Below are 18,717 nucleotides of genomic sequence, written 5' to 3'. Positions count from 1 at the left end.
ATGGTCTCGACGCGTTAGAACAATTCAGTTTGTTCTTGTAAAACCGCATCGATTGTTGAGTTCATGTCATCGATTTTACGCTGAATGCGGCCAATGTCAAAGCCGCCCTCAACTTTCGTACTCAAAAACTCGTGTGTCATATTGAGCGCCGTCATAATGGCAATTTTCTCAATACCGATTACTTTACCAGCAGTGCGAATATCATGCATACGCGCATCGAGCAGTTCAACCGCTTGCAATAAGGTCGCTTCTTCATCCGCTGGGCAAGCCACCCGAAACTCACGGCCCATGATTGAAATATCGAGATGTTTAATCGTTTCGCTCATAGCACATCCTCAGGCAGCTTCGCCAAAATCGCCGCAACTTTCTCTTTAGTGCCTGCCAATTTATGAGTCAAATGCTGCTGTTCTTGCTGAGCAAGCAGTAAATCTTGACGTAAAACACGATTTTCAGCGCGCAACTCACGGCAAAGCGCAGCAAGCTGCATCACTTTATCTTCCAAACCACTGAGTTCAACTTCCATAATTAGCGTCCTTAAGCGGCATCAAGGCTAAACCAGATTATTTCATTCAAAGCTAATTATTACGTAAAGCCATGAAAAAATCACATCTTTGATAAATTGATGCCTGTATTGCCACCTAAACCATGTATTCATTGACCTACACGGCAATACTAATCAATTAATCGTCATTATCCTCAACAACTTCCTCAACCACATCAACGCCATAGCTTAAATCAACACCGATAAAGTCGTCTGGAACTTCCAAAGTCATCCGGCCAATGGCTTTACTGCGGTAATCCGTGATAATCAAATCAGCGGTTTTTTGCTCGTCAATCACGCCGCCGGCCATTAAGGCACCGCGCTTGCGTCCAATCAAGTTAAACAACTCATCGACCGTACCATCCAGATTGCTGAGCTTGTAGCGTGCCATGAGCTCCTTAGGATAGCGTTCACGCAACGTTTCAATCGCAAAATACGCAACAACCACTTCATCATAAGCATTACGACCAATAGAACCGCCCAAAGCAAGGCGGAAACCAGATGGTTCATGCGTGACCTTCGGCCACATCAAACCCGGTGTGTCGTACAAGATGACACCATCTAGCGTCTCAATCCGTTGCTGCGATTTAGTCACACCCGGTGTATCAGCCACTTTAGCGACTTTACGTTTAGCCAAAGTGTTGAGCAAAGTCGATTTACCGACATTAGGAATCCCCAAAATCATCGCCCGCAGCGGTTTCTCAGCATCATTGCGGAACGGGGCTAATTTTTTACACAGCACAGCAATCTGTTTAATAGCAGCAGCTTTGTTATCTTCGCCCATCAACAACGCTTCAGTACCCGCTTGCTGACGGAAATAGTTCAACCACAGCTGGCTTAGCTTCGGATCGGCAAGGTCGGTCTTGTTGATGATCTTTAAAGCTGGACGCTGACGATGCAAGCGCAACTTCTCAATCATTGGGTTACTACTCGACAGCGGCATCCGCGCATCCACGATCTCAATGACCATATCCACCTTGGCCATTGTCTCTGCCACTTTCTTTTGCGCCACATGCATATGACCCGGAAACCACTGAATCGCCATCGAACATCCCCTAGAAAACCCGCGATTATACAGCTTATTCACACAAGCCTATATAAATCAGTCACTTAAAATGTGGGGGAATTCGCAAGAGGTGTGGATAAGTATTACCCACAGGAAAGCTGTAAAACGCAGCACATTTTATCCACAACAGCAGCAGGAGTTGTACCTGCCCATGTGGATAACTTAAGTATATGATAAATATAGTTTTTTAGACTTATCCACAGAAATTTCAATCCTTATCTATTACTACTATCTTTTACTTATCAATATATATATAAAGAAAACCTACAAAGAGAAGTCATCATCACCTAAAATAATTTCAGAAGACACACTTACTTTAAAAACCAATGAACAAAAAAAAACTTTTTATCTCAATTATTATTTCGATAAATATACATTTATTGATTTTTCTTTGTTTTTTTAATAGTGGAAATTTTAATATTCAAGGCTACAACAAAGAAAAATTTCAATTTAGAATTAATTTTGAAAAACCTCTACGTAACATATTATTGAACCATAATATAGACACCTATAACTATAAAACAAAAGATTCAATACCTGATGCAGTTAATAATTTAACAATTTCACAAGATTATATTGAAAATTTAATAAAAATTGAAAATTATGCAGATTCAGAAGCAATACTATTAAATAGTGAAGAATTTGAGTTTACAAATGAAATTGATGTAAATTTTAAAGCTAAAATTTACATCAATGAAAAAGGAATCGTTGAAAATATTGAGATTGAAGAAACAAATATTGAAGATGAAAAATTAAATGAATTAAAAACAATAATAGGGAAATTAAAATTTAAACCTGCAATAAAAAATGGTAAAGGTATTTCAAGTATAAAAGAAATAAAATTTTAATTACCACTTATTTTCAGAGTCATCTGAAAAATCAACAGTCCCGTTATTATTTTTATCCCAGCCTTTACGACCTGTATGAGTTAAAACTAGTTTACCATCACTAGATTGACTTCCTTTTGGAGTTGCAGTCAATGTATAAGTAGATGGTTCACAATTATTTAATGAAACATCGTAATATTTTGTTGTTCCATCAATTGGAGTTTCTGTAATTATGCTAGTTGAACATACACCTGATTCACCATACTTATTTTCAGTAGTATAAATTCGTTCTAAAACATTTGCATTCTGCAATAAAACTGTTTGAGCATCCGTTCTTCTTGCTTTTTTAATATAAGTTGAATAACTTGGAATTGCAATTGAAGCAAGAATACCAATTACAGCAACTGTAATCATTAATTCAATTAAAGTAAAGCCACTAGTTTTTTTAAACATATTTACCTCAAAAAAAATGGACTTTATAAAAAGCCCATTAATAATTATTTAATAACTTCAGTCCAATTTACAGGTACAACAATACGTGAATCACAAACATTAATTTGAGTTGCTTTACCTAAAGGATCAACGTCAATTGCCTTTTCACAAGGGTTACTTCCTTGTTTTTTAACATTATTATAATCACGACCAAATCCACGATCATCATTTAAACCTGAAGGCGTTGCACCTTTTACTGTGGTAGTACCATTTGGTGTAGACGTAGATGAAATCATACCTACATTTGCAATAACAACCTTAGTACCATCACTACTCTTCGTCATGGCAAAGCGTTGTCTAGTTTGACCTCCATCATCAAGATTTAATGCCATTAATGCAGAACGTGAAGTAAATGAACATTGATTAGTTAAATCTTGATACGGAATCAAAGTATTAAATAATATAGTCCCACCAGACACACGAGGCATCCCTACACTTCTCTCCTCTGAAACTGGATAATCCGTATACCAACCGAATTCGACACTCGCATTTGTATATAAATTTTCATCAGTACAGTTAGTTTGGAAAGTACCATCTGCTTTTTTTGGAATAATACATCTAAAATTTTCAATATCGCTCAGTGTTAAACCAGCCTGATTCAATTTAATTAAATCACTACTATTATAAGCTTGAATTTTTTGCGGAACTAATTTTGAAGTTGTTATGGTGTTAAATGAAGATACATCTCCTGTTGCTGCACCTGTGGAACTCAATTGCTCTTCATTATCTACAATGCCGTAAAAACCAGCAGTATTAGATTGCCCAGAACAAGTTGCACCAAATCGATCACAATCTTCAGAAAACTTACCAGTACCAAAATAAACCATTAAACGTTTATTCACAATACTTAAATTGGATTCAACCTTTTTCTCAAAAGCAATTGCGGGAGGGCTTACAATAGATTGAGCGCCATCTGATCTTGTTGCTTTAAATAAAGGTTTACCAGCTAATCCAATCTTCCAATCAGATGAATTATTACTTTTAACATCAAATTTCCATAAATTACCTAGCATGTCTCCAGCATAAATAACATCAGCAGTTCCATCATCATTTAAATCCGCAGCAGTTGCTGCTGATAGACCATTAAAACCGGTACCTGCCATAGATGGATCAATTAATATTTTTTTTGCTGTTGCTGAATCCCATCCAGATGAAGTAGGACCAGAAACATCAAGTAAAAACAAAGCAGCATTCCCACTATCACTATTAAAACCATTACCAACAATTGAATACCATTTACCATCATTCATTTTAGTAATTAATGGACTATATGGTTGAAATCCCATATCTGGGCTACCCTGTGCAGAATTTGTGGTATTGAAATATTCCCAACGAGTGTATTTTGGTATTTCTGAAGATCCAACTTCTAATGGCTTAGTAATATCAAGTGCAAATACACCTTTGCCGCCAAAACCAGCTGTAGCAACTAATAATGTACTCCAATCACCTGACTTCATTTTCACATCTTGAACTGCTGCTTGACCATTTAAAAAATATTCATGGTTATAAGCTTGTTCTTCTAATTTGTATAATTTATTAAATACAAATGATGGAATATAACCAAAACGTTCTTTTCCGTTATCAGCTTGGTTAGTAACTACATCATCCATAAATGCATGAAATACCCCTCCGTTAGCACCTGCATAAACAAAATTTATGCGATCTTTATAATTTTTGGCAAATGTTGAGTAATCAGCATCAGAATAATAAGTAGGATCAGGAACGGGGCCTACCGCATAGGGTTGAGCATCTAAAATATCTGCAATGTAATTTGTCTCCTCGCTAAACCGTTCACGTTGCCTAAATTTACCTACTGTTGTTCCTTCATTTGAATTATCACCACGGATATATTTTGAACGTGCTTCCATAACAGGTGTAACTACGAAACCACCTGGATCACCACTTGGATAATTTAATGCAGCTTTTTGACTAGATGATAAATAAGCTAAGCCGGCAGCACTATCAAATGCTGTACCTGTTCGTGTGTCTGGGTTCCATGCCATCAGTATTCGTTGATTAGGTGGAAGTAATTTAGAAGGATCATTTGCATCCCAATATACAGTTCCTAATTGAAGCGTTGAAGTTGATAAAGATAATGCTGATAAATTACCACTCCATTGATTGGCTTTGTAAGCTGTTCGGTAGATTCGATAATCACTACTGGTTGAACCGCCTCCTGAAGCACTACCTACTGGTGCACTAGAACGACTAGTTGCATCAATACGTGAAAAAGCTCGATCTAACTGTTCTTTCAGTTTTAGCGGATTAGTTACTAGGAAATAATTATCAGGAATACCATCTGAATCTACATCCCATTCAGCTGTATTATCCATAATATTTTTATTAGGACTAGTATCATCATCATCATCAACAAAACCACCATATTTTGCTGCATACCATAGTGGTGATTTCAAATCTGTTACTATTGCTGCTGAACTATTAGCCACAAAAACTCGAGAATCAGTTAATGCGGTCAAATTACCATTTGGGCTTATTGGAGTACCAGAGTTGATTGGGTTACCCGAACTGATTGTGGCTGGTTTTGCATCCATCCAATAATTAACATCTCGGCCACCAACGTCTTTAACAACTAAATAAACACCATCATTTGTAGAACCTGAAACAACATAACCCATATGCTGATCAATACCACCAGCTGCATAAGTCGAATCAACTTTAACTAAAATTTTATTATCACTTTGCAAGCTAATCGTATACTCAGCGATAGCATCCATATCATGGTCACCACCATATTCTACATCTTCAAAATTAATACGGAACTTATAATATGGTCTGCCACCATTAACAGAATTATCAGTTGGAAATCCAGGAACATTCCTAATTGTATCAATATAATAATCAACAATTTGGTTTGTGGGCCGATAATTAGCTGAAGTTCCTGTGCTGCCACCATTTGCTGGTGATTTAGCAAATGGTGTAAAAATTACTTTTTGACCACTTACTGGTACTTCAATTTTTGGTAATGGTGAAGCTAATGCAATTGAAAATGTACTAACTAATTGTTTTTCTGCAGCTGCATTTATATCGTTAATGCGTCCAAATTGAGCAACTGCAGCACTAGAAAAAGTACCAAATTTACCTGGCTCATCAGGTAATCCTTTCAAATTTGAAAAGGAAGATGTTGTTTTAACTGTTGGTGCTAAATCATTATTTGTGCCGTTTGAACCAATAACTACTGATTTTGAAACAGCTCCAAATTCATCTTTCCATATTTGATCTAATGCATTTGATTGGTTAAATGAATTACCATTTAGACTTGAATTAGAAATACCATCATCAAAAGATGGATTTATATCAGATAGCAATGTAATTACTGGTTTTGCACATACACTGTTTCTTGGTTTACCATTATTTGTTCCATATGGATCAGTCCATGCTGACACTGATAATCCCAGAGCGTTCCCTTTAGCGTCACTGGTAGAACTTGCACTTGCTCCAGAAAAATATCGCATGGTTTCCCACATCATTTCGCCGACTGGATTACCCCAACCACTACAATTACCATTCGTTAATTGTTTTGCAAACGCATTTGCATATGAACACTCATTGTCATTACCGCCTAATCCAAACCATTCCCTGCTATTGGTAAAACCTTCAACTCTAAAATTATCTATTGATCTAATAACCCCAACTGCAGTTTTAAAAGTACCATTGCTGATATCAACTTCATCATCAATTGTTGAAATATTTTTACGCAAAACACCGCTTTGTGTATTGTTAGAATAACTACCACTCATTAAACCAAAGCGCATAGAATCAGCATCACCATACTGCTGTATAAGTCCAAATGGTTTATAGGACGTACCGTATTTTTTGCATTCTGTTTCTAGTAAACCTGGTTTGCAGACTTGTACTCTGACATTGTAATTTGTCATATCACCAGTTGGAATATTGACACGGTTGTTTGAACCATCTGCATATTGGGCATCGGCCACAGGTCTCTCAATACTGAGCCATTCCCAAACACGTCTTGGACTATTTTTAATACTTCTTAGCAATGGTGGATTGTTAAAGCTGGTGCTACAAGCATTGGGTGTGCACATTGTGGTGTTGGCAAACAAATGACGTGTTGTGCCTGTAGGTAAATTCATTGGAGTATATTCTCTAATGTCATAGCCATCGTTTGCTACATTCCGATACTCTTTACCCCAACTATGTGCATCTTGAGGAATGAATGCGCGTTCTAATTCAGTCTCTGTCGCAGTATCTTTGCTGCGTTTTCCACCGTAGAGCACTCTGCGAATTGCATCAATCCGTGATGTAGTTAAATAATTTAAATAATCACCACTCCATGGTGCAGAGGAGTTATTCATGCATTTTTTATTAGTAGTGATTTCTATTGGCTCAAAACGATTATTTGCATATTGATAACATTTATAGCTATCAAAATAACCATAGTAATCAATTTTGAAATTACCTTTTGTCGCAGGAAAGCCGGCTTTATTTTGCCAACCTTGGTAGCCTACATCGTATGAGCCGTCACCATCTAGATCAGATGCATCATTATAAGCTTCATAAAATAGTCGATGATCTTTACCAATCACTAACATATTTAATGGCGGCTCATTTGATGATTGATACAGTGGTGTAAAGGGATCTTTACCACTTTGAGTAAATTTTTGCACTGGAGCAGCATTAATTAATTGGCTTGAAAAAATACCACTAATTATTAATGTCATTAATTTAATTTTCATGATGCTACTCCTAGCTTTCACATGCTTTAACGATCGAATGTAATAACACAGAACTATTTGCTTCAGCTCCGGTTCCTTTTCCCCACACTTCATAAAAAGTACAATCACCATCAACATTATTTGCTAAATCACGAATAGCCCAACGCGGTTGTGCAGCAACTCCAGACATACTCATTGTTTTAACTTTATTTGCACCTAATAAAACATTGCAACTTGTATTATTTATTTCACATGTTGCAGTTCCTGTTGTCCATGTACTGTTATCCAGTAAAGTACTATCTGCGGTACTGCTGTTGCATAATCCTTTATCGCAACCAGATGCTGGAAATATAACATCTTCTGTTAATTGTGCTTGCGCTCTGAGCATTGCTAATTGTGCCATTTCAAATGCTTGAGTTCTGGCTCGATTATTTCCCGCTGAGTGTTCACGAACAGTTGCACTTTTTACCGCATACACTACAGCTATTGTTATTGCTATTAGAAATATGATACTGGTAATAAGTACAAATCCATTTTCTTTGTTTATTCTTTTAGACATTATTTCACCTAATTCATTTTGTTTCTTAAATAAACAGTGGTTGAGAATGTTCTGTAATTGCTTCCTTCATTGCTATTAATACTTGTTTTTGAATGATCTGGAAAAGTACAATTTAAATATTTTCTATTGTTTGTTTTTGTAGCTATATTATTTTCTTTGCTTTTAGTTACAATGCATGTTCTGATAGAGTAAACTTTATTCCAGTCTGTAATTCCTGAATCTGCATAATTATCGGATATTTTGTCTGTATCAGAATCTATTCCATAGGTAACTTTAAATTCAACAATATTATCAGCAATGACTTGGCTATCTGAAATAGCGCCTGCACTTGATAATTTGCTGCATTTCAGCTGAGTACCATCTAAATGAATACGATAACCATGAATGTTTGAATCTTTTAAGGATGGATAGTCTGCATTACCAGAGCTATCACTAGCACAGCTTATGATATTAGCGTCGGTATCACCCATAAATCTAATATTTATTTGTTGATCATTGCCTTTAATGATTTCTCCTGCATTCATACCAAAATTTGCAGTAAATGCTGTCGTTGGTAATGTTTTCATATTTGTTTTATTGATATAACCTGCTTGAAAAATCATTCTTTGTATTGTAGATAGTGCAAATTTACCTTCATCTGCCTGATTTGTTATTGCAGATTGTGTTCTGAAGGTTTGGCGTGTTTGTATGTATATGTTTGCTATGGCTAGAGTAAGTACCATCGCAAGTGCCAAACCAATCATTAACTCTATGATGGTAAAACCATTTTCATTTTGGTTAATTTTATTCATGGGTTGACCTTTTATAATAATGATGAAGAGAATCGTCTAAGGACACGTACATTTTTATCCTTATTATCATTATCATCTGTCGATAAACTGCCTTGTTCTGTTTTTGTAATTTGTTCTTCGTACCAAATTTTTATAACATAAGGAGCATTTTCATATTCGGCACTAGTAGTACTTATGCAGCCTGTATTGGTCACATAATCTGCAGCGGTTGGATCTAAAACGGGTGATGTTCCATCATCTGGTGAAGTGTCTTTACAAACAATAGCACCACCTTTAATTGTTCCATCTGAATTTGAACCAAGCGGTAAAGATGCTTTTACTAGATTTAGCCAATATGATGTTTCTTGTTCCGCTAATGTTTGACTATTTGTTTTTGTTTTTGAATTTGGGGTGTATCCGCTAGGTTTACTGCAACTATAATTATCTGTTGTATCTTCGTATTCGCATTTTATTTGCGCATAATTGGGTGGAATTGGCATTACTATATTTGATCCATAATATTTTGAATCTAGTCCTGCTTCTGTGGCTGCTAATGATTTTGGTCTGTTTGTTTGTATCTGTTCAGCCATGCTGGACGCTAAATCAGCAGCAATTGAGCGCAAATTTGAACTTTGCGCAGCTCGTAATGAGTAAGCTTGAAGTGAAGCTAGCCCTAATATTCCAAACGCTAAAACCACGATTGAAATGAGAACTTCTAGCATGATTGTGCCGGACTGTTTCATTTGCTACTCCTAACTGCATGTTCCGCTTTGGGTACGGCTAATTCGGCCCATTTTGTCTACTGACACTATTCTTGCGGTTGCGCCTGAATTGCAAAAAGTGATGTTGGTATCACTTGAGCCAGCTAACACCACAGAGCGAAAACGGATAGCTAGTTGGTTACTGTTACTTGTAATACTGTCTACATTCTTGATGGCTTGGGTAACTCGCAATACGGTTTCCCCAGTATCTAATTGCTTATCACCGTTCGCATCGACAAATACGACCCATCCTGTGCGCCAGTCTGGTGTACCTGTCTTGCAAGTCGGTGCATCGGCTGATGGATTTGCAGAGTTGCAAATCGTGACGCTTTCGCCTCTTTTGATTGCTTCTGATTTTGCAAGTCCTAGGCTGTTGATTAACTCTTCGGAAGCACCCGTTAAGTGGCCATTTTTCATGAATGTTTGTAAATTTGGCGCAGCAATACCTGCGATGATGCCCATCAAAGCTACAACAATCATCATTTCTATCAGTGTAAAACCAGCTTGTTTCATGTCGTTCTCACAGTACTGTTTTGACTATAAGTAAATAATAATATAGTTGTATGCTGTTGTATGCTATCCAATTAAACACTTATGGAATTGGGTGTTCTTCGACACAGCTTCTTTTGATCTTTGGTTTCTATTTATAAGTTAGTCTGGGTTTCAATTTTTGTCGCATAAACAGGATGAACGCAGCTGTTTATCCTATTAACGGCTTGATTTTCTGTAAGAATTTTGATTGTTGGCAATATTCAGTGTGCTGATAAAACGTTATGATTCGGTCATGACTATATCCACTAAATACAACACATCACTCGCAGATACATTGGGTTTGTCGCTACAAGCTGGCCTACTTGCCCATCAATCTGGCGCGGGGACGCACCGTACTTCTTTGATTATTCAACGTACCGCCAAGGCATTGGGTGCGGCGCGGGTTGAGGTGATTATTTCCTCGACTAATATCGGGGCGACGATTGAGTGGGGCGATGAACGTGAGACTGGATTTCGTAAAGCGCCGCATATGGGTGCTAACTTTTCTTTGCTAACGTCGCTCGATCAATGGCTGGTCGATTTGGAACAAGGTGAAGCAGATCCTGCGCATGCACAGCTGGCGCTCGATGAGATTGCAAAACGCCCGATTCATTATCCGCGCTGGTTGATTACTGCTTTGGTTGGTTTATCGTGTGGCGCGTTTGCGGCTTTGTTCGGTGGTGATTTGGCTGCGATTTTGATTACGACTTTTGGCGCGACGCTGGGGATGGCGGTACGCTTTTATTTAGTCTTGCGCCATTTCAAACCCTCTGTGTTTGCTACTGTGGCAAGTTTTGTCGCTCTGTTATCGGTAGGGCTACTACGCCATCTGACTGATACGCCAGAAGCGGCTTTGGCGGCATCAGTTTTATTTTTGATTCCGGGAGTACCGTTGATTAATGGCGCATCTGATTTATTGAATGCCAATTATCTGAATGGCATGGTTCGCTTTGCGATGAGTACGGTGATTATTTTTGGTATTGCAGTCGGTGTGAGTTTGGCGCTACGGATTTTGGGGATTTAAATGAACGCTTGGTTGCTAGAAATTTGGGCTGCACCGGCGGCTTTGGGTTTTGCACTATTATTTAATGTACCGCCACGGGCATTGTGGATGTGTGGTGCACTGGCGATTTTGGGGCACGCGTCGCGTAAACTTGTGTTGACGATGCATGGCGATATTGTCTTGGGTACGCTTGTGGCTGCTATTTTGATTGGCTTAATTGCTGAATGGTGGTCGACGCGTCGAAATGAACCTGCAATTATCTATGCAATTAGTGCCGCGATCCCCATGGTGCCTGGTACTTATATGTATAAGGCTGTGCAAGCTTTACTTGGAATTGCGACTTTGCCTGTGGGTGAATCTGGCCAAGAGTTATTGGTGGCCGCGGGTGTGAGCGGGGTAAAGGCTGGCATGATTGTGTTGGCTTTGGCATTTGGTATTGCAGCACCGTTATTACTATTGCCTAAAAAATAGATTGAAAAAAATAGTCGATTTATTTTCGTAGTTCACTCATGTTTGAAACTTAAAAAATTTCTGTTCAGCCAGCGTTCAGCATGCAACTTATATAGTAACTGGCCGGTGCAGCGTGAGGTTTGTGGATTTGCTTCATTTTCTGTAATAAACACCGGGTAGCTTCAGTAGCAATGCATGCTTTACTCTGAATTGTTACGCCTTTGCTGGTGCCGAAAAGGAATTCAGTATGCGAAAAATATGTGCAGTTGTTATGTTTTGCTTAGCTTTGCCAGCTTCCGCAGCGGGTTTACGCTGTGGGCAATCTTTGCTTGAGCTGGGCGATTCAATGACTAAAGTTGAAAATAGTTGTGGTGCGCCTGCAGAAAAGAATGAATTCAGTGCGCCGTATTACTACACCGATAACTGGGGCAATCGCCGTTATGGTGGCGAGCAAGTGTATACCGAGTGGATTTATAATTTTGGTCCACAGCGCTTTATGATGAAGGTGAAATTTATTGGTGGCTCGATTGCCAATATCACCGAGCTGGGCTACGGTAGTTGATGTATTGAGCTGTAGCAATTATTAAATATTGTTTACAGCTCAATACATATTAGTAAATCGATTTACTTTAAGTAGTTAGCACAAAATTTCCGTAAAATCCCAAGGCTGTATTGTGCGGCGACTTGATGAATAAATTGCTTGAAATCCAGATGTGCATGTTCATTCGCTTCATCAGAAATCGTTCGCATAATCGCGAATGGAATCTCAAAATCATCACACACTTGTGCAATCGCGGCGCCTTCCATTTCAACGGCCATTAAGTCTGGCAATTCTTGTTTTAGATTGGCCAGAACCTTTAAATCTTGAATAAATTGATCTCCGCTGGCGATGAGGCCATTCACAATTTGCACTTGATACAGCTTAAATTGCGTGCGCGATGCGGCGCTGATGTGCTGGTCCATCTCTTTTTGCAAAAAGTGCTGTGCAGCCAGATTGAGTTGTTGGCTCAATTGATTTGAGCTGGCAAAGCGACTTTTGCCACTGCGTGGGATTTCAAATTTAGGAAAAATCGGAAACGCGTTCATATCATGCTGAATCAATGCATCGGCAATGACGATATCACCAACTCTAAGGCTACTATCAGCGCCACCCGCCACGCCGCTGAGTACAATCTCGGTCACGCCAAAATGCTGGATCAAACTGGTCACGGTGCTGGCCGCCGCCACTTTACCAATTCCCGATAAGACACAAACACAAGGCACGCCCCAGAGCGTGCCGCTACGATATTCACGTTTGCCGATACGATGAATTTGCACATCTTGCAAATGCTCGGTTAAACCTTGTTGCTCTTCGGCCATAGCAAATACAAGGCCAAGTCGTTTTGGTTGAGTCGTCATTTTTTGAATTTCTCAGCGATGATAGAAAATGGCAGCCGAAGCTGCCAAATTTTGAAAATTACTTAGCGTAACGCGTTGGATCGGCCATATTGGCGGCGGAAAAACCTGCTGCGCGCAAGCGGCAAGCATCGCAAACGCCGCAGGCTTCACCCGCGTCATTGGCTTGATAGCAGGTGACAGTCAGACTGTAATCGACGCCGAGTTTCAACCCTTCGGCCACGATTTCTGCTTTGCTCAAACGAATCAATGGTGTGTGGATATTCAGCGATGAGCCTTCGACGCCCACTTTGGTCGCTAAACGCGCCATCGCTTGGAATGCAGAAATATATTCAGGGCGGCAATCAGGGTAACCCGAATAATCCACCGCGTTCACACCAATAAAAATGTCACCCGCTTTGAGTACTTCAGACCACGCCAAAGCAAATGACAGCAACACGGTATTGCGCGCTGGTACATAGGTCACGGGAATTTCGTTTTCATTTTCAACGCCATCAACGGGTACGGCGATATTGGCATCAGTCAATGCTGAGCCGCCAAAACCGGCTAGATCAATTTTGATAATACGGTGTTCAATTGCGCCAAGGGCTTTCGCGACGCGCGCGGCGGCTTGTAATTCAGCATTATGGCGTTGGCCATAATCGAAAGATAATGCGTAGCAATCAAAACCTTTGGCTTTGGCGATTGCAAGGCAAGTGGCGGAATCGAGACCACCTGATAATAAAATGACGGCTTTTTTATTCATTTTCACTTCTCTTTTTAGCTAGCGTTGGCTGCGTGTTGCGTAAATTGGCAAGCACTTGTTCAGCCAAATCGTGATACAAATTCGTTTTAAAAATACGGGCAACGCTCGCGGAAATCATCGCTGCGGCCATGATGGAAATCACCATATCGTGGCCATCGGTCATTTCCATCAGAATAATCGCTGATGTGAGCGGTGCGCGTGTAATCGCAGCGAGTGCGGCGACCATCCCAATCGCAATCAGCTTTATTTTGAGTTCGGGATCAAATAGCGGCACAAACCAACTGCCTATCCCCGCCCCCAAACTTAAGGATGGTGCAAAAATCCCACCCGGTAAACCCGTTAAAAATGTGCCCAATTGACCGATGAATTTCAGTGGCAAAAAGTACCATGCTAATTCAGCGTGTCCAGCGATGACTTCGCTGGTTATCTCGGCACCACTGCCATAAATCGGTGCAAATAGGCCACAAATTGCAATTAGTAATCCAATGCTGGCAATAAAATAATAAGGATGGTATTGCCTAAAAACCTTTATTTTAAAAGGCATCCAAGTCGATACATTCACACAAAGCCAAGAAAAAGCCCCGCCAATCAAGCCCGCCGCTACCGCAATTAATACTAAGGGGATCAAGATCGAATAACTAAATGGCGGCACATGTATTTTGCCAAAATAGATGTAGTTACCTTGTAAAGCTAAGGAAACCAAACCCGCCAAAATCACCGCGCCGAGTAATTTACCCGAGGTTTTTTCTTCCACTGAGCGGGCGAGTTCTTCAAAAGCAAACACAATCCCTGCCAGCGGCGTATTAAATGCTGCCGCAATCCCTGCTGCGCCACCCGCCAAAATCAATTGTCGCCGGAACACAGGATCATCAATCGGCAATAATTTGCGGCAAGCAAACATAATGCTCGCGCCGATTTGCACCGTTGGCCCTTCCCGACCCAGTACAAAGCCACTACCTAAGCCCAGCACAATAGCAATAAATTTCGCTACGGCGATACGCGGGGACAGAATTCGTGCAATTTGTTCTGGCTTATCATTGAGCTGGAGTGCGGCTTGAACCTGAGGAATCCCGCTACCTTGTGCGCCTGCGCCAATGTGCTGCATCAGCCAGTGAATACCCATGCCACCCAATGGCAAAGACAATAAAGGCCACCACCACCATTTTGCTTGTAATGCACTAAAACCCGCAAATGCCCACTCCGCCGCGGTCGCCAATAAAAAAGCCACCAAACCGACCAAGGCAGCACCTAACCAAAGCGCCAAAGTGGTTCGGCTACGCGTGGGTAAATGCTTGATCTTGATGAGTAAACGCTTAATAAGCATTAAATATCCTAGGTATATTTAGCTGCGCATTACATATAAATAGCTTGGTGCTTATACCCCAGGTTTTTCACCCCAGAGTATTTTATGCAATTGCACTTGGACACGAACCGGTAGTTTGTCGGCAATGACCCACTCGGCTAAATCAACGGGCTTGAGCGTTTCCCAAACAGGCGAGAAAATCACTGGTGCGCGCTCATTGAGTTTTTCAGCAATGACTTTATCGCGCGCCCATTCGTAGTCGCTGCGATCTACTAGCACAAATTTGATTTCATCACCTGCGGTAACCGCATCGACATTGGGCCAATGCATATTGTGCATTTCGCCCGAGCCCGGTGTTTTGATGTCTAAAATTCGCGAAACGCGCGGATCGACACAATCAATTGGCTGGCCACCGCCAGTTTCGACACTGACATCAAAGCCTTCGTCACACAGGCGTTTAAATAGTAAATGAACTGGTTTTTGCGCTAATGGCTCGCCACCGGTCACACAGACGGTATTGCAAGAAAATGAGCGGATTTGCTGCATGATGGCGTCAATTGACTGCGTTTTGCCGCCAGTAAATGCATAGGCGCTGTCGCAATAGCCACAGCGCATCGGACAGCCCGTCAAGCGAACAAACACGGTGGGCAGACCCATCCGGCTGGTTTCGCCTTGGAGCGAATGGAATATTTCGGTAATTCGTAATTCTTCACGCATATTGCAAATCTCCTAACCGGATAACAGTCCGGGGGAATAAAAAAACGGCATCGAAACCCGATGCCGTTGCCTATTTTATACCGATTTAATATTTAGAGCTGTTAACAATTTCCCTAAACCATAAGCCCAATTAGTTGGGCGCCATCAAAGCTTTTTTGGCTTTGCCAGCGGCATCGGATTGTGGGTATTGCTCGATAATTGTAATCAAGTAATTGCGTGAGGTTTTTTTGTCGCCCGTCGCTGCGGCTACCGAAGCCAAACCGAGTAATGAATCCGGGGCTTTGGCATCATTGGGTGCGTTTTCTACGACGTTTTTAAAAGCTGAAGTCGCTGATTTGTAGTCTTTACTAAAAGCATAACTGGTGCCTAGCCAATATTGCGCAGCAGGGAGTTTTTCGCTTTTCGGGTAGTCAACTGCGAATTTGTTCAGCGCGGCGCTGCCGTCTTTGAATTTTTTCGCTTGCACCAAGGCGACTGCACTATCAAAGCTGTCTTGTTCGCTCAACTGCACCGCAGCTTTTGTTTCTGCTTTGACTTGCTCAATGGCACGCAAACGCGTATCTAAATCGACGTATAAATCTTTTTGGCGTTTAACGGCTTCATCCAGATTAAATTGCAGCATTTCATTTTGGCCATTGAGTTTGGCCAAGGTGTCTTTTTGCGATTCGATTTGGCGTACCAAATTAATGATTTGTTTATTGCCCGCTTCGAGCTGCTCGATACGCTGTTGATTTTGTTCTTGCAGCATTTGCACTTTGGCGGTCAGGTCGGCCACTTGTTTACGGGCCACATCATCGTCGAACAAACCCGCTTGGGAATGTGCGCTCCAAGCCACCAATGCGAAGGCGATGAGACTTTTTTTAAAGTTTTTCATAGGTTTTGACCATTGATCTGAAATACACAAACCCCGACCAGCGGGGTTTGTCGTTGATGGCGCTTAGCTTATTCGAGCCAGCGGCGGCATGGCAAGTGTTTACTTGCTTTGTTCACCTGGGTAAACGATATCGGTACGACGATTGCGTTCCCATGCTTCATCAGTGTCGCCGTTTTCGAGTGGACGCTCTTCACCAAAGCTCACTGCTTCGATTTGGCTTTCTGGTACACCCAAGGCTTTCAACATCGCAAACACAGCTTCGGCGCGTTTTTGACCCAGTGCCAAATTGTATTCAGCAGTACCGCGGTTATCCGTATTGCCTTGCAGGATGATTTTCACGTCTTTGTGGCTGAGCAAGAATTTAGCGTGTGCTTGCACCATTTCGTTAAAGTCTGGGCGCACAACGAATGAGTCAAAATCAAAATACACGCGGCGTTGTGACAACACATTGTTCGGGTCGGTCAATTCCGGATACATCGATTTGCCGCTGGTTTTGCTGGTATCTACGGTTTTGATTTCGCTGCCGGTCGTGCCACTAGTATTCGTTTGTTGACCTGCATTTGGATCTTTGATCGGTGCAGTCGGAGTGCTTGAGCAAGCTGCCAATAGGGCTGTCATGGCGATACTGAGGGCGATTTTTTTCATGTCTTACTCCAATTAAAAAAATAATAAATATCAGATTACGAGCGGAATTTTCCGATCTACTTAGCGCAGCATCGGGCCCCAGGCTGGTTGGCGCACTTCTCCGTTTTGCGATTTCAGGCGTTGTTTTACTTTGCCATCACTAGAAACAATCGCCAAAGTGCCACGGCGGCCGACGTCAGTCTCATACAAAATCATCGAGCTATTCGGCGCGAACGACGGTGAATCATCCATATTGGTTGACGTGAGCGTTGTGCTGCGGCGTGTTGCCAAATCCATCACTGCGACGCGGTAACCATTGTCACGCGTGATATAAGTCATCGATTTGCCATCTGGAGCGATTTTCGCGCTGGCGTTGTAGCCGCCCGAAAAAGTCATCCGTTCCGCATTGCCGCCATTGATTGATGCGCGATAAATTTGCGGGCTACCGCCTCGATCTGACGTAAAGATGATGCTTTGACCATCGCCAGTGAAACTTGGTTCAGTGTTAATTTCACCGCCTTGGCTGATGCGGCGTGGATTTGAGCCATCGACATTCACAATATAAATCTGACTGCCGCCGTCTTTACTCAACACCACGGCCAGTTGGCGACCATTCGGTGACCATGCCGGTGAAGAGTTACTGCCTTTGAAATTAGCTGCTTGCCAGCGTTTACCGGTCGCGAGTTCGTGCACGTAAACGACGGGTTTTTCTAGTTCAAACGACACATAAGCCAATTTGCCACCATCCGGAGACCAGCGTGGCGACATGATTGGCATTCTGGATTTCAAGACGGTTTGCGCGCCATAACCATCGGCATCTGCAACTTGCAGCTCGTAGGCTTTACCAGTTTTGAGGATATAAGCAATTCGCGATGCAAATGCGCCCGATTTACCGGTGATTTTCTCATAAATCATATCGGCGATTTGATGGCTCATCCGGCGTAATTGCGCTGGATTGCCGCGCTTTTCATAGGCAATCAGTTCTTGTTTGGTCGCAACATCAATTAGCCAAAACTTCACCACCGCTTGGCCGCCTTCGCTGAAAATTTGCCCGAGTACTGCATATTGCGCGCCGCTGGCTTGCAATGCCGCAAGGTTTAAATTGGCAGGGGTATAGGCGTGCAGGCTACGATCAGTAATGGGTATTACCTTAAACACCCCGCTGGTATTTAAGTCGCTCCCAATGACTGGCGTCACAGGCTGATTGTCGATATTTTCATTTTGAAATGGGATGATGGCGATAGGGTATTGCTGGCTACCGACGCCAACCACTTCAATGGTCATATCTGCTTGCGCTGTGCTGGCTGCAAATAGCAGCGACATCAACAGCGCCCGGAAATAATGTTTCATCAATAACAGCTCCTG

General features: G+C 41.5%; 20 protein-coding genes. 4 read left to right on the top strand and 16 right to left on the bottom strand.

From position 1 onward, the window contains the following. Positions 1-14: 14 nt before the first annotated feature. The 3 genes from K4H28_RS14855 to ylqF all read right to left on the bottom strand — a co-directional run bounded on the left by K4H28_RS14855 (position 15) and on the right by ylqF (position 1,586). Positions 15-326 carry a cell division protein ZapA gene (locus K4H28_RS14855; RefSeq protein WP_221005921.1) on the bottom strand — a complete coding sequence of 104 codons (312 nt, stop codon included), beginning with the start codon at positions 324-326 and terminating at the stop codon, positions 15-17. Continuing rightward, the gene (locus K4H28_RS14850) at positions 323-523 is read right to left on the bottom strand and encodes a hypothetical protein (protein WP_221005920.1); all 201 of its coding nucleotides are present in this window, start codon (positions 521-523) and stop codon (positions 323-325) included. The genes K4H28_RS14855 and K4H28_RS14850 overlap by 4 nt, the downstream gene beginning before the upstream one ends. Positions 524-680: 157 nt before the next feature. Continuing rightward, on the bottom strand, positions 681-1,586 hold the full coding sequence (gene ylqF, locus K4H28_RS14845) for a ribosome biogenesis GTPase YlqF (protein WP_221005919.1): 906 nt from the start codon (positions 1,584-1,586) through the stop codon (positions 681-683). A gap of 347 nt (positions 1,587-1,933) precedes the next feature. Here ylqF and K4H28_RS14840 point away from each other — a divergent pair, with 347 nt between their 5' ends. Beyond that, on the top strand, positions 1,934-2,455 hold the full coding sequence (locus tag K4H28_RS14840; RefSeq protein WP_221005918.1) for a hypothetical protein: 522 nt from the start codon (positions 1,934-1,936) through the stop codon (positions 2,453-2,455). Here the strand turns inward: K4H28_RS14840 and K4H28_RS14835 are convergent, their stop codons facing one another. The 6 genes from K4H28_RS14835 to K4H28_RS14810 are packed head-to-tail and all read right to left on the bottom strand — an operon-like array spanning position 2,456 to position 10,223. Beyond that, positions 2,456-2,887 carry a type IV pilin protein gene (locus K4H28_RS14835; protein ID WP_221005917.1) on the bottom strand — a complete coding sequence of 144 codons (432 nt, stop codon included), beginning with the start codon at positions 2,885-2,887 and terminating at the stop codon, positions 2,456-2,458. A 44-nt stretch (positions 2,888-2,931) separates the two neighbouring features. Continuing rightward, entirely contained in the window at positions 2,932-7,641 is a 4,710-nt protein-coding gene (locus K4H28_RS14830; protein WP_221005916.1) for a pilus assembly protein, read from the bottom strand. A gap of 10 nt (positions 7,642-7,651) precedes the next feature. Beyond that, positions 7,652-8,179 carry a pilus assembly PilX family protein gene (locus K4H28_RS14825; RefSeq protein WP_221005915.1) on the bottom strand — a complete coding sequence of 176 codons (528 nt, stop codon included), beginning with the start codon at positions 8,177-8,179 and terminating at the stop codon, positions 7,652-7,654. 8 nt (positions 8,180-8,187) lie between these two features. Beyond that, a complete protein-coding gene (locus K4H28_RS14820) occupies positions 8,188-8,970 on the bottom strand; it encodes a PilW family protein (RefSeq protein ID WP_221005914.1) in 783 nt (260 codons plus the stop codon). 11 nt (positions 8,971-8,981) lie between these two features. Continuing rightward, on the bottom strand, positions 8,982-9,692 hold the full coding sequence (locus K4H28_RS14815) for a PilV family protein (protein WP_221005913.1): 711 nt from the start codon (positions 9,690-9,692) through the stop codon (positions 8,982-8,984). A gap of 9 nt (positions 9,693-9,701) precedes the next feature. Beyond that, positions 9,702-10,223, bottom strand: a complete 522-nt coding sequence (locus tag K4H28_RS14810) for a GspH/FimT family pseudopilin (protein ID WP_221005912.1) — start codon at positions 10,221-10,223, stop codon at positions 9,702-9,704. 271 nt (positions 10,224-10,494) lie between these two features. Between K4H28_RS14810 and K4H28_RS14805 the strand changes: the two genes are divergently transcribed. The 3 genes from K4H28_RS14805 (at position 10,495) to K4H28_RS14795 (ending at position 12,256) form a co-directional block, all read left to right on the top strand. Further along, positions 10,495-11,265 carry a threonine/serine exporter family protein gene (locus tag K4H28_RS14805; protein ID WP_221005911.1) on the top strand — a complete coding sequence of 257 codons (771 nt, stop codon included), beginning with the start codon at positions 10,495-10,497 and terminating at the stop codon, positions 11,263-11,265. Further along, the gene (locus K4H28_RS14800; protein ID WP_221005910.1) at positions 11,266-11,715 is read left to right on the top strand and encodes a threonine/serine exporter family protein; all 450 of its coding nucleotides are present in this window, start codon (positions 11,266-11,268) and stop codon (positions 11,713-11,715) included. 226 nt (positions 11,716-11,941) lie between these two features. Beyond that, positions 11,942-12,256 carry a DUF2845 domain-containing protein gene (locus tag K4H28_RS14795; RefSeq protein ID WP_221005909.1) on the top strand — a complete coding sequence of 105 codons (315 nt, stop codon included), beginning with the start codon at positions 11,942-11,944 and terminating at the stop codon, positions 12,254-12,256. Between the two features lie 62 nt (positions 12,257-12,318). On the opposite strand, the gene K4H28_RS14790 is transcribed toward K4H28_RS14795, so the two are convergent. From K4H28_RS14790 to tolB, 7 genes are all read right to left on the bottom strand, one after another. Further along, positions 12,319-13,092, bottom strand: a complete 774-nt coding sequence (locus K4H28_RS14790; RefSeq protein WP_221005908.1) for a 5'-methylthioadenosine/adenosylhomocysteine nucleosidase — start codon at positions 13,090-13,092, stop codon at positions 12,319-12,321. Positions 13,093-13,150: 58 nt separating this feature from the next. Then, positions 13,151-13,834 (bottom strand): 7-cyano-7-deazaguanine synthase QueC, encoded by a 684-nt coding sequence (gene queC, locus K4H28_RS14785; protein ID WP_221005907.1) that lies wholly within the window; start codon positions 13,832-13,834, stop codon positions 13,151-13,153. Next, positions 13,827-15,158 carry a chloride channel protein gene (locus K4H28_RS14780; RefSeq protein ID WP_221005906.1) on the bottom strand — a complete coding sequence of 444 codons (1,332 nt, stop codon included), beginning with the start codon at positions 15,156-15,158 and terminating at the stop codon, positions 13,827-13,829. The genes queC and K4H28_RS14780 overlap by 8 nt, the downstream gene beginning before the upstream one ends. A gap of 51 nt (positions 15,159-15,209) precedes the next feature. After that, positions 15,210-15,854, bottom strand: coding sequence for a 7-carboxy-7-deazaguanine synthase QueE (gene queE, locus K4H28_RS14775; protein WP_221005905.1), 645 nt, complete (start codon positions 15,852-15,854; stop codon positions 15,210-15,212). Between the two features lie 130 nt (positions 15,855-15,984). After that, a complete protein-coding gene (ybgF, locus tag K4H28_RS14770; RefSeq protein ID WP_221005904.1) occupies positions 15,985-16,728 on the bottom strand; it encodes a tol-pal system protein YbgF in 744 nt (247 codons plus the stop codon). A gap of 99 nt (positions 16,729-16,827) precedes the next feature. Next, on the bottom strand, positions 16,828-17,373 hold the full coding sequence (gene pal / locus K4H28_RS14765) for a peptidoglycan-associated lipoprotein Pal (protein WP_221005903.1): 546 nt from the start codon (positions 17,371-17,373) through the stop codon (positions 16,828-16,830). Between the two features lie 60 nt (positions 17,374-17,433). Then, a complete protein-coding gene (tolB, locus tag K4H28_RS14760) occupies positions 17,434-18,702 on the bottom strand; it encodes a Tol-Pal system beta propeller repeat protein TolB (protein WP_255573556.1) in 1,269 nt (422 codons plus the stop codon). Positions 18,703-18,717 lie beyond the last annotated feature (15 nt).

Source organism: Deefgea tanakiae (assembly GCF_019665765.1).
Taxonomy (GTDB): Bacteria; Pseudomonadota; Gammaproteobacteria; order Burkholderiales; family Chitinibacteraceae; genus Deefgea; species Deefgea tanakiae.
The sequence above is the reverse complement of the archived record's forward strand: the minus strand, read 5'-3'. Positions and strand labels throughout refer to the sequence as shown.

Bases quoted from the DNA above. Each gene is read 5' to 3' on its own strand.
- pal (WP_221005903.1), bottom strand. From the start codon at position 17,373: ATGAAAAAAATCGCCCTCAGTATCGCCATGACAGCCCTATTGGCAGCT.
- K4H28_RS14820 (WP_221005914.1), bottom strand. From the start codon at position 8,970: ATGAATAAAATTAACCAAAATGAAAATGGTTTTACCATCATAGAGTTA.
- K4H28_RS14790 (WP_221005908.1), bottom strand. From the start codon at position 13,092: ATGACGACTCAACCAAAACGACTTGGCCTTGTATTTGCTATGGCCGAA.
- K4H28_RS14810 (WP_221005912.1), bottom strand. From the start codon at position 10,223: ATGAAACAAGCTGGTTTTACACTGATAGAAATGATGATTGTTGTAGCT.
- K4H28_RS14795 (WP_221005909.1), top strand. From the start codon at position 11,942: ATGCGAAAAATATGTGCAGTTGTTATGTTTTGCTTAGCTTTGCCAGCT.
- K4H28_RS14780 (WP_221005906.1), bottom strand. From the start codon at position 15,158: ATGCTTATTAAGCGTTTACTCATCAAGATCAAGCATTTACCCACGCGT.
- queC (WP_221005907.1), bottom strand. From the start codon at position 13,834: ATGAATAAAAAAGCCGTCATTTTATTATCAGGTGGTCTCGATTCCGCC.
- K4H28_RS14855 (WP_221005921.1), bottom strand. From the start codon at position 326: ATGAGCGAAACGATTAAACATCTCGATATTTCAATCATGGGCCGTGAG.
- K4H28_RS14805 (WP_221005911.1), top strand. From the start codon at position 10,495: ATGACTATATCCACTAAATACAACACATCACTCGCAGATACATTGGGT.
- ybgF (WP_221005904.1), bottom strand. From the start codon at position 16,728: ATGAAAAACTTTAAAAAAAGTCTCATCGCCTTCGCATTGGTGGCTTGG.
- K4H28_RS14840 (WP_221005918.1), top strand. From the start codon at position 1,934: ATGAACAAAAAAAAACTTTTTATCTCAATTATTATTTCGATAAATATA.
- queE (WP_221005905.1), bottom strand. From the start codon at position 15,854: ATGCGTGAAGAATTACGAATTACCGAAATATTCCATTCGCTCCAAGGC.
- tolB (WP_255573556.1), bottom strand. From the start codon at position 18,702: ATGAAACATTATTTCCGGGCGCTGTTGATGTCGCTGCTATTTGCAGCC.
- K4H28_RS14800 (WP_221005910.1), top strand. From the start codon at position 11,266: ATGAACGCTTGGTTGCTAGAAATTTGGGCTGCACCGGCGGCTTTGGGT.
- K4H28_RS14830 (WP_221005916.1), bottom strand. From the start codon at position 7,641: ATGAAAATTAAATTAATGACATTAATAATTAGTGGTATTTTTTCAAGC.
- K4H28_RS14825 (WP_221005915.1), bottom strand. From the start codon at position 8,179: ATGTCTAAAAGAATAAACAAAGAAAATGGATTTGTACTTATTACCAGT.
- K4H28_RS14815 (WP_221005913.1), bottom strand. From the start codon at position 9,692: ATGAAACAGTCCGGCACAATCATGCTAGAAGTTCTCATTTCAATCGTG.
- K4H28_RS14835 (WP_221005917.1), bottom strand. From the start codon at position 2,887: ATGTTTAAAAAAACTAGTGGCTTTACTTTAATTGAATTAATGATTACA.
- ylqF (WP_221005919.1), bottom strand. From the start codon at position 1,586: ATGGCGATTCAGTGGTTTCCGGGTCATATGCATGTGGCGCAAAAGAAA.
- K4H28_RS14850 (WP_221005920.1), bottom strand. From the start codon at position 523: ATGGAAGTTGAACTCAGTGGTTTGGAAGATAAAGTGATGCAGCTTGCT.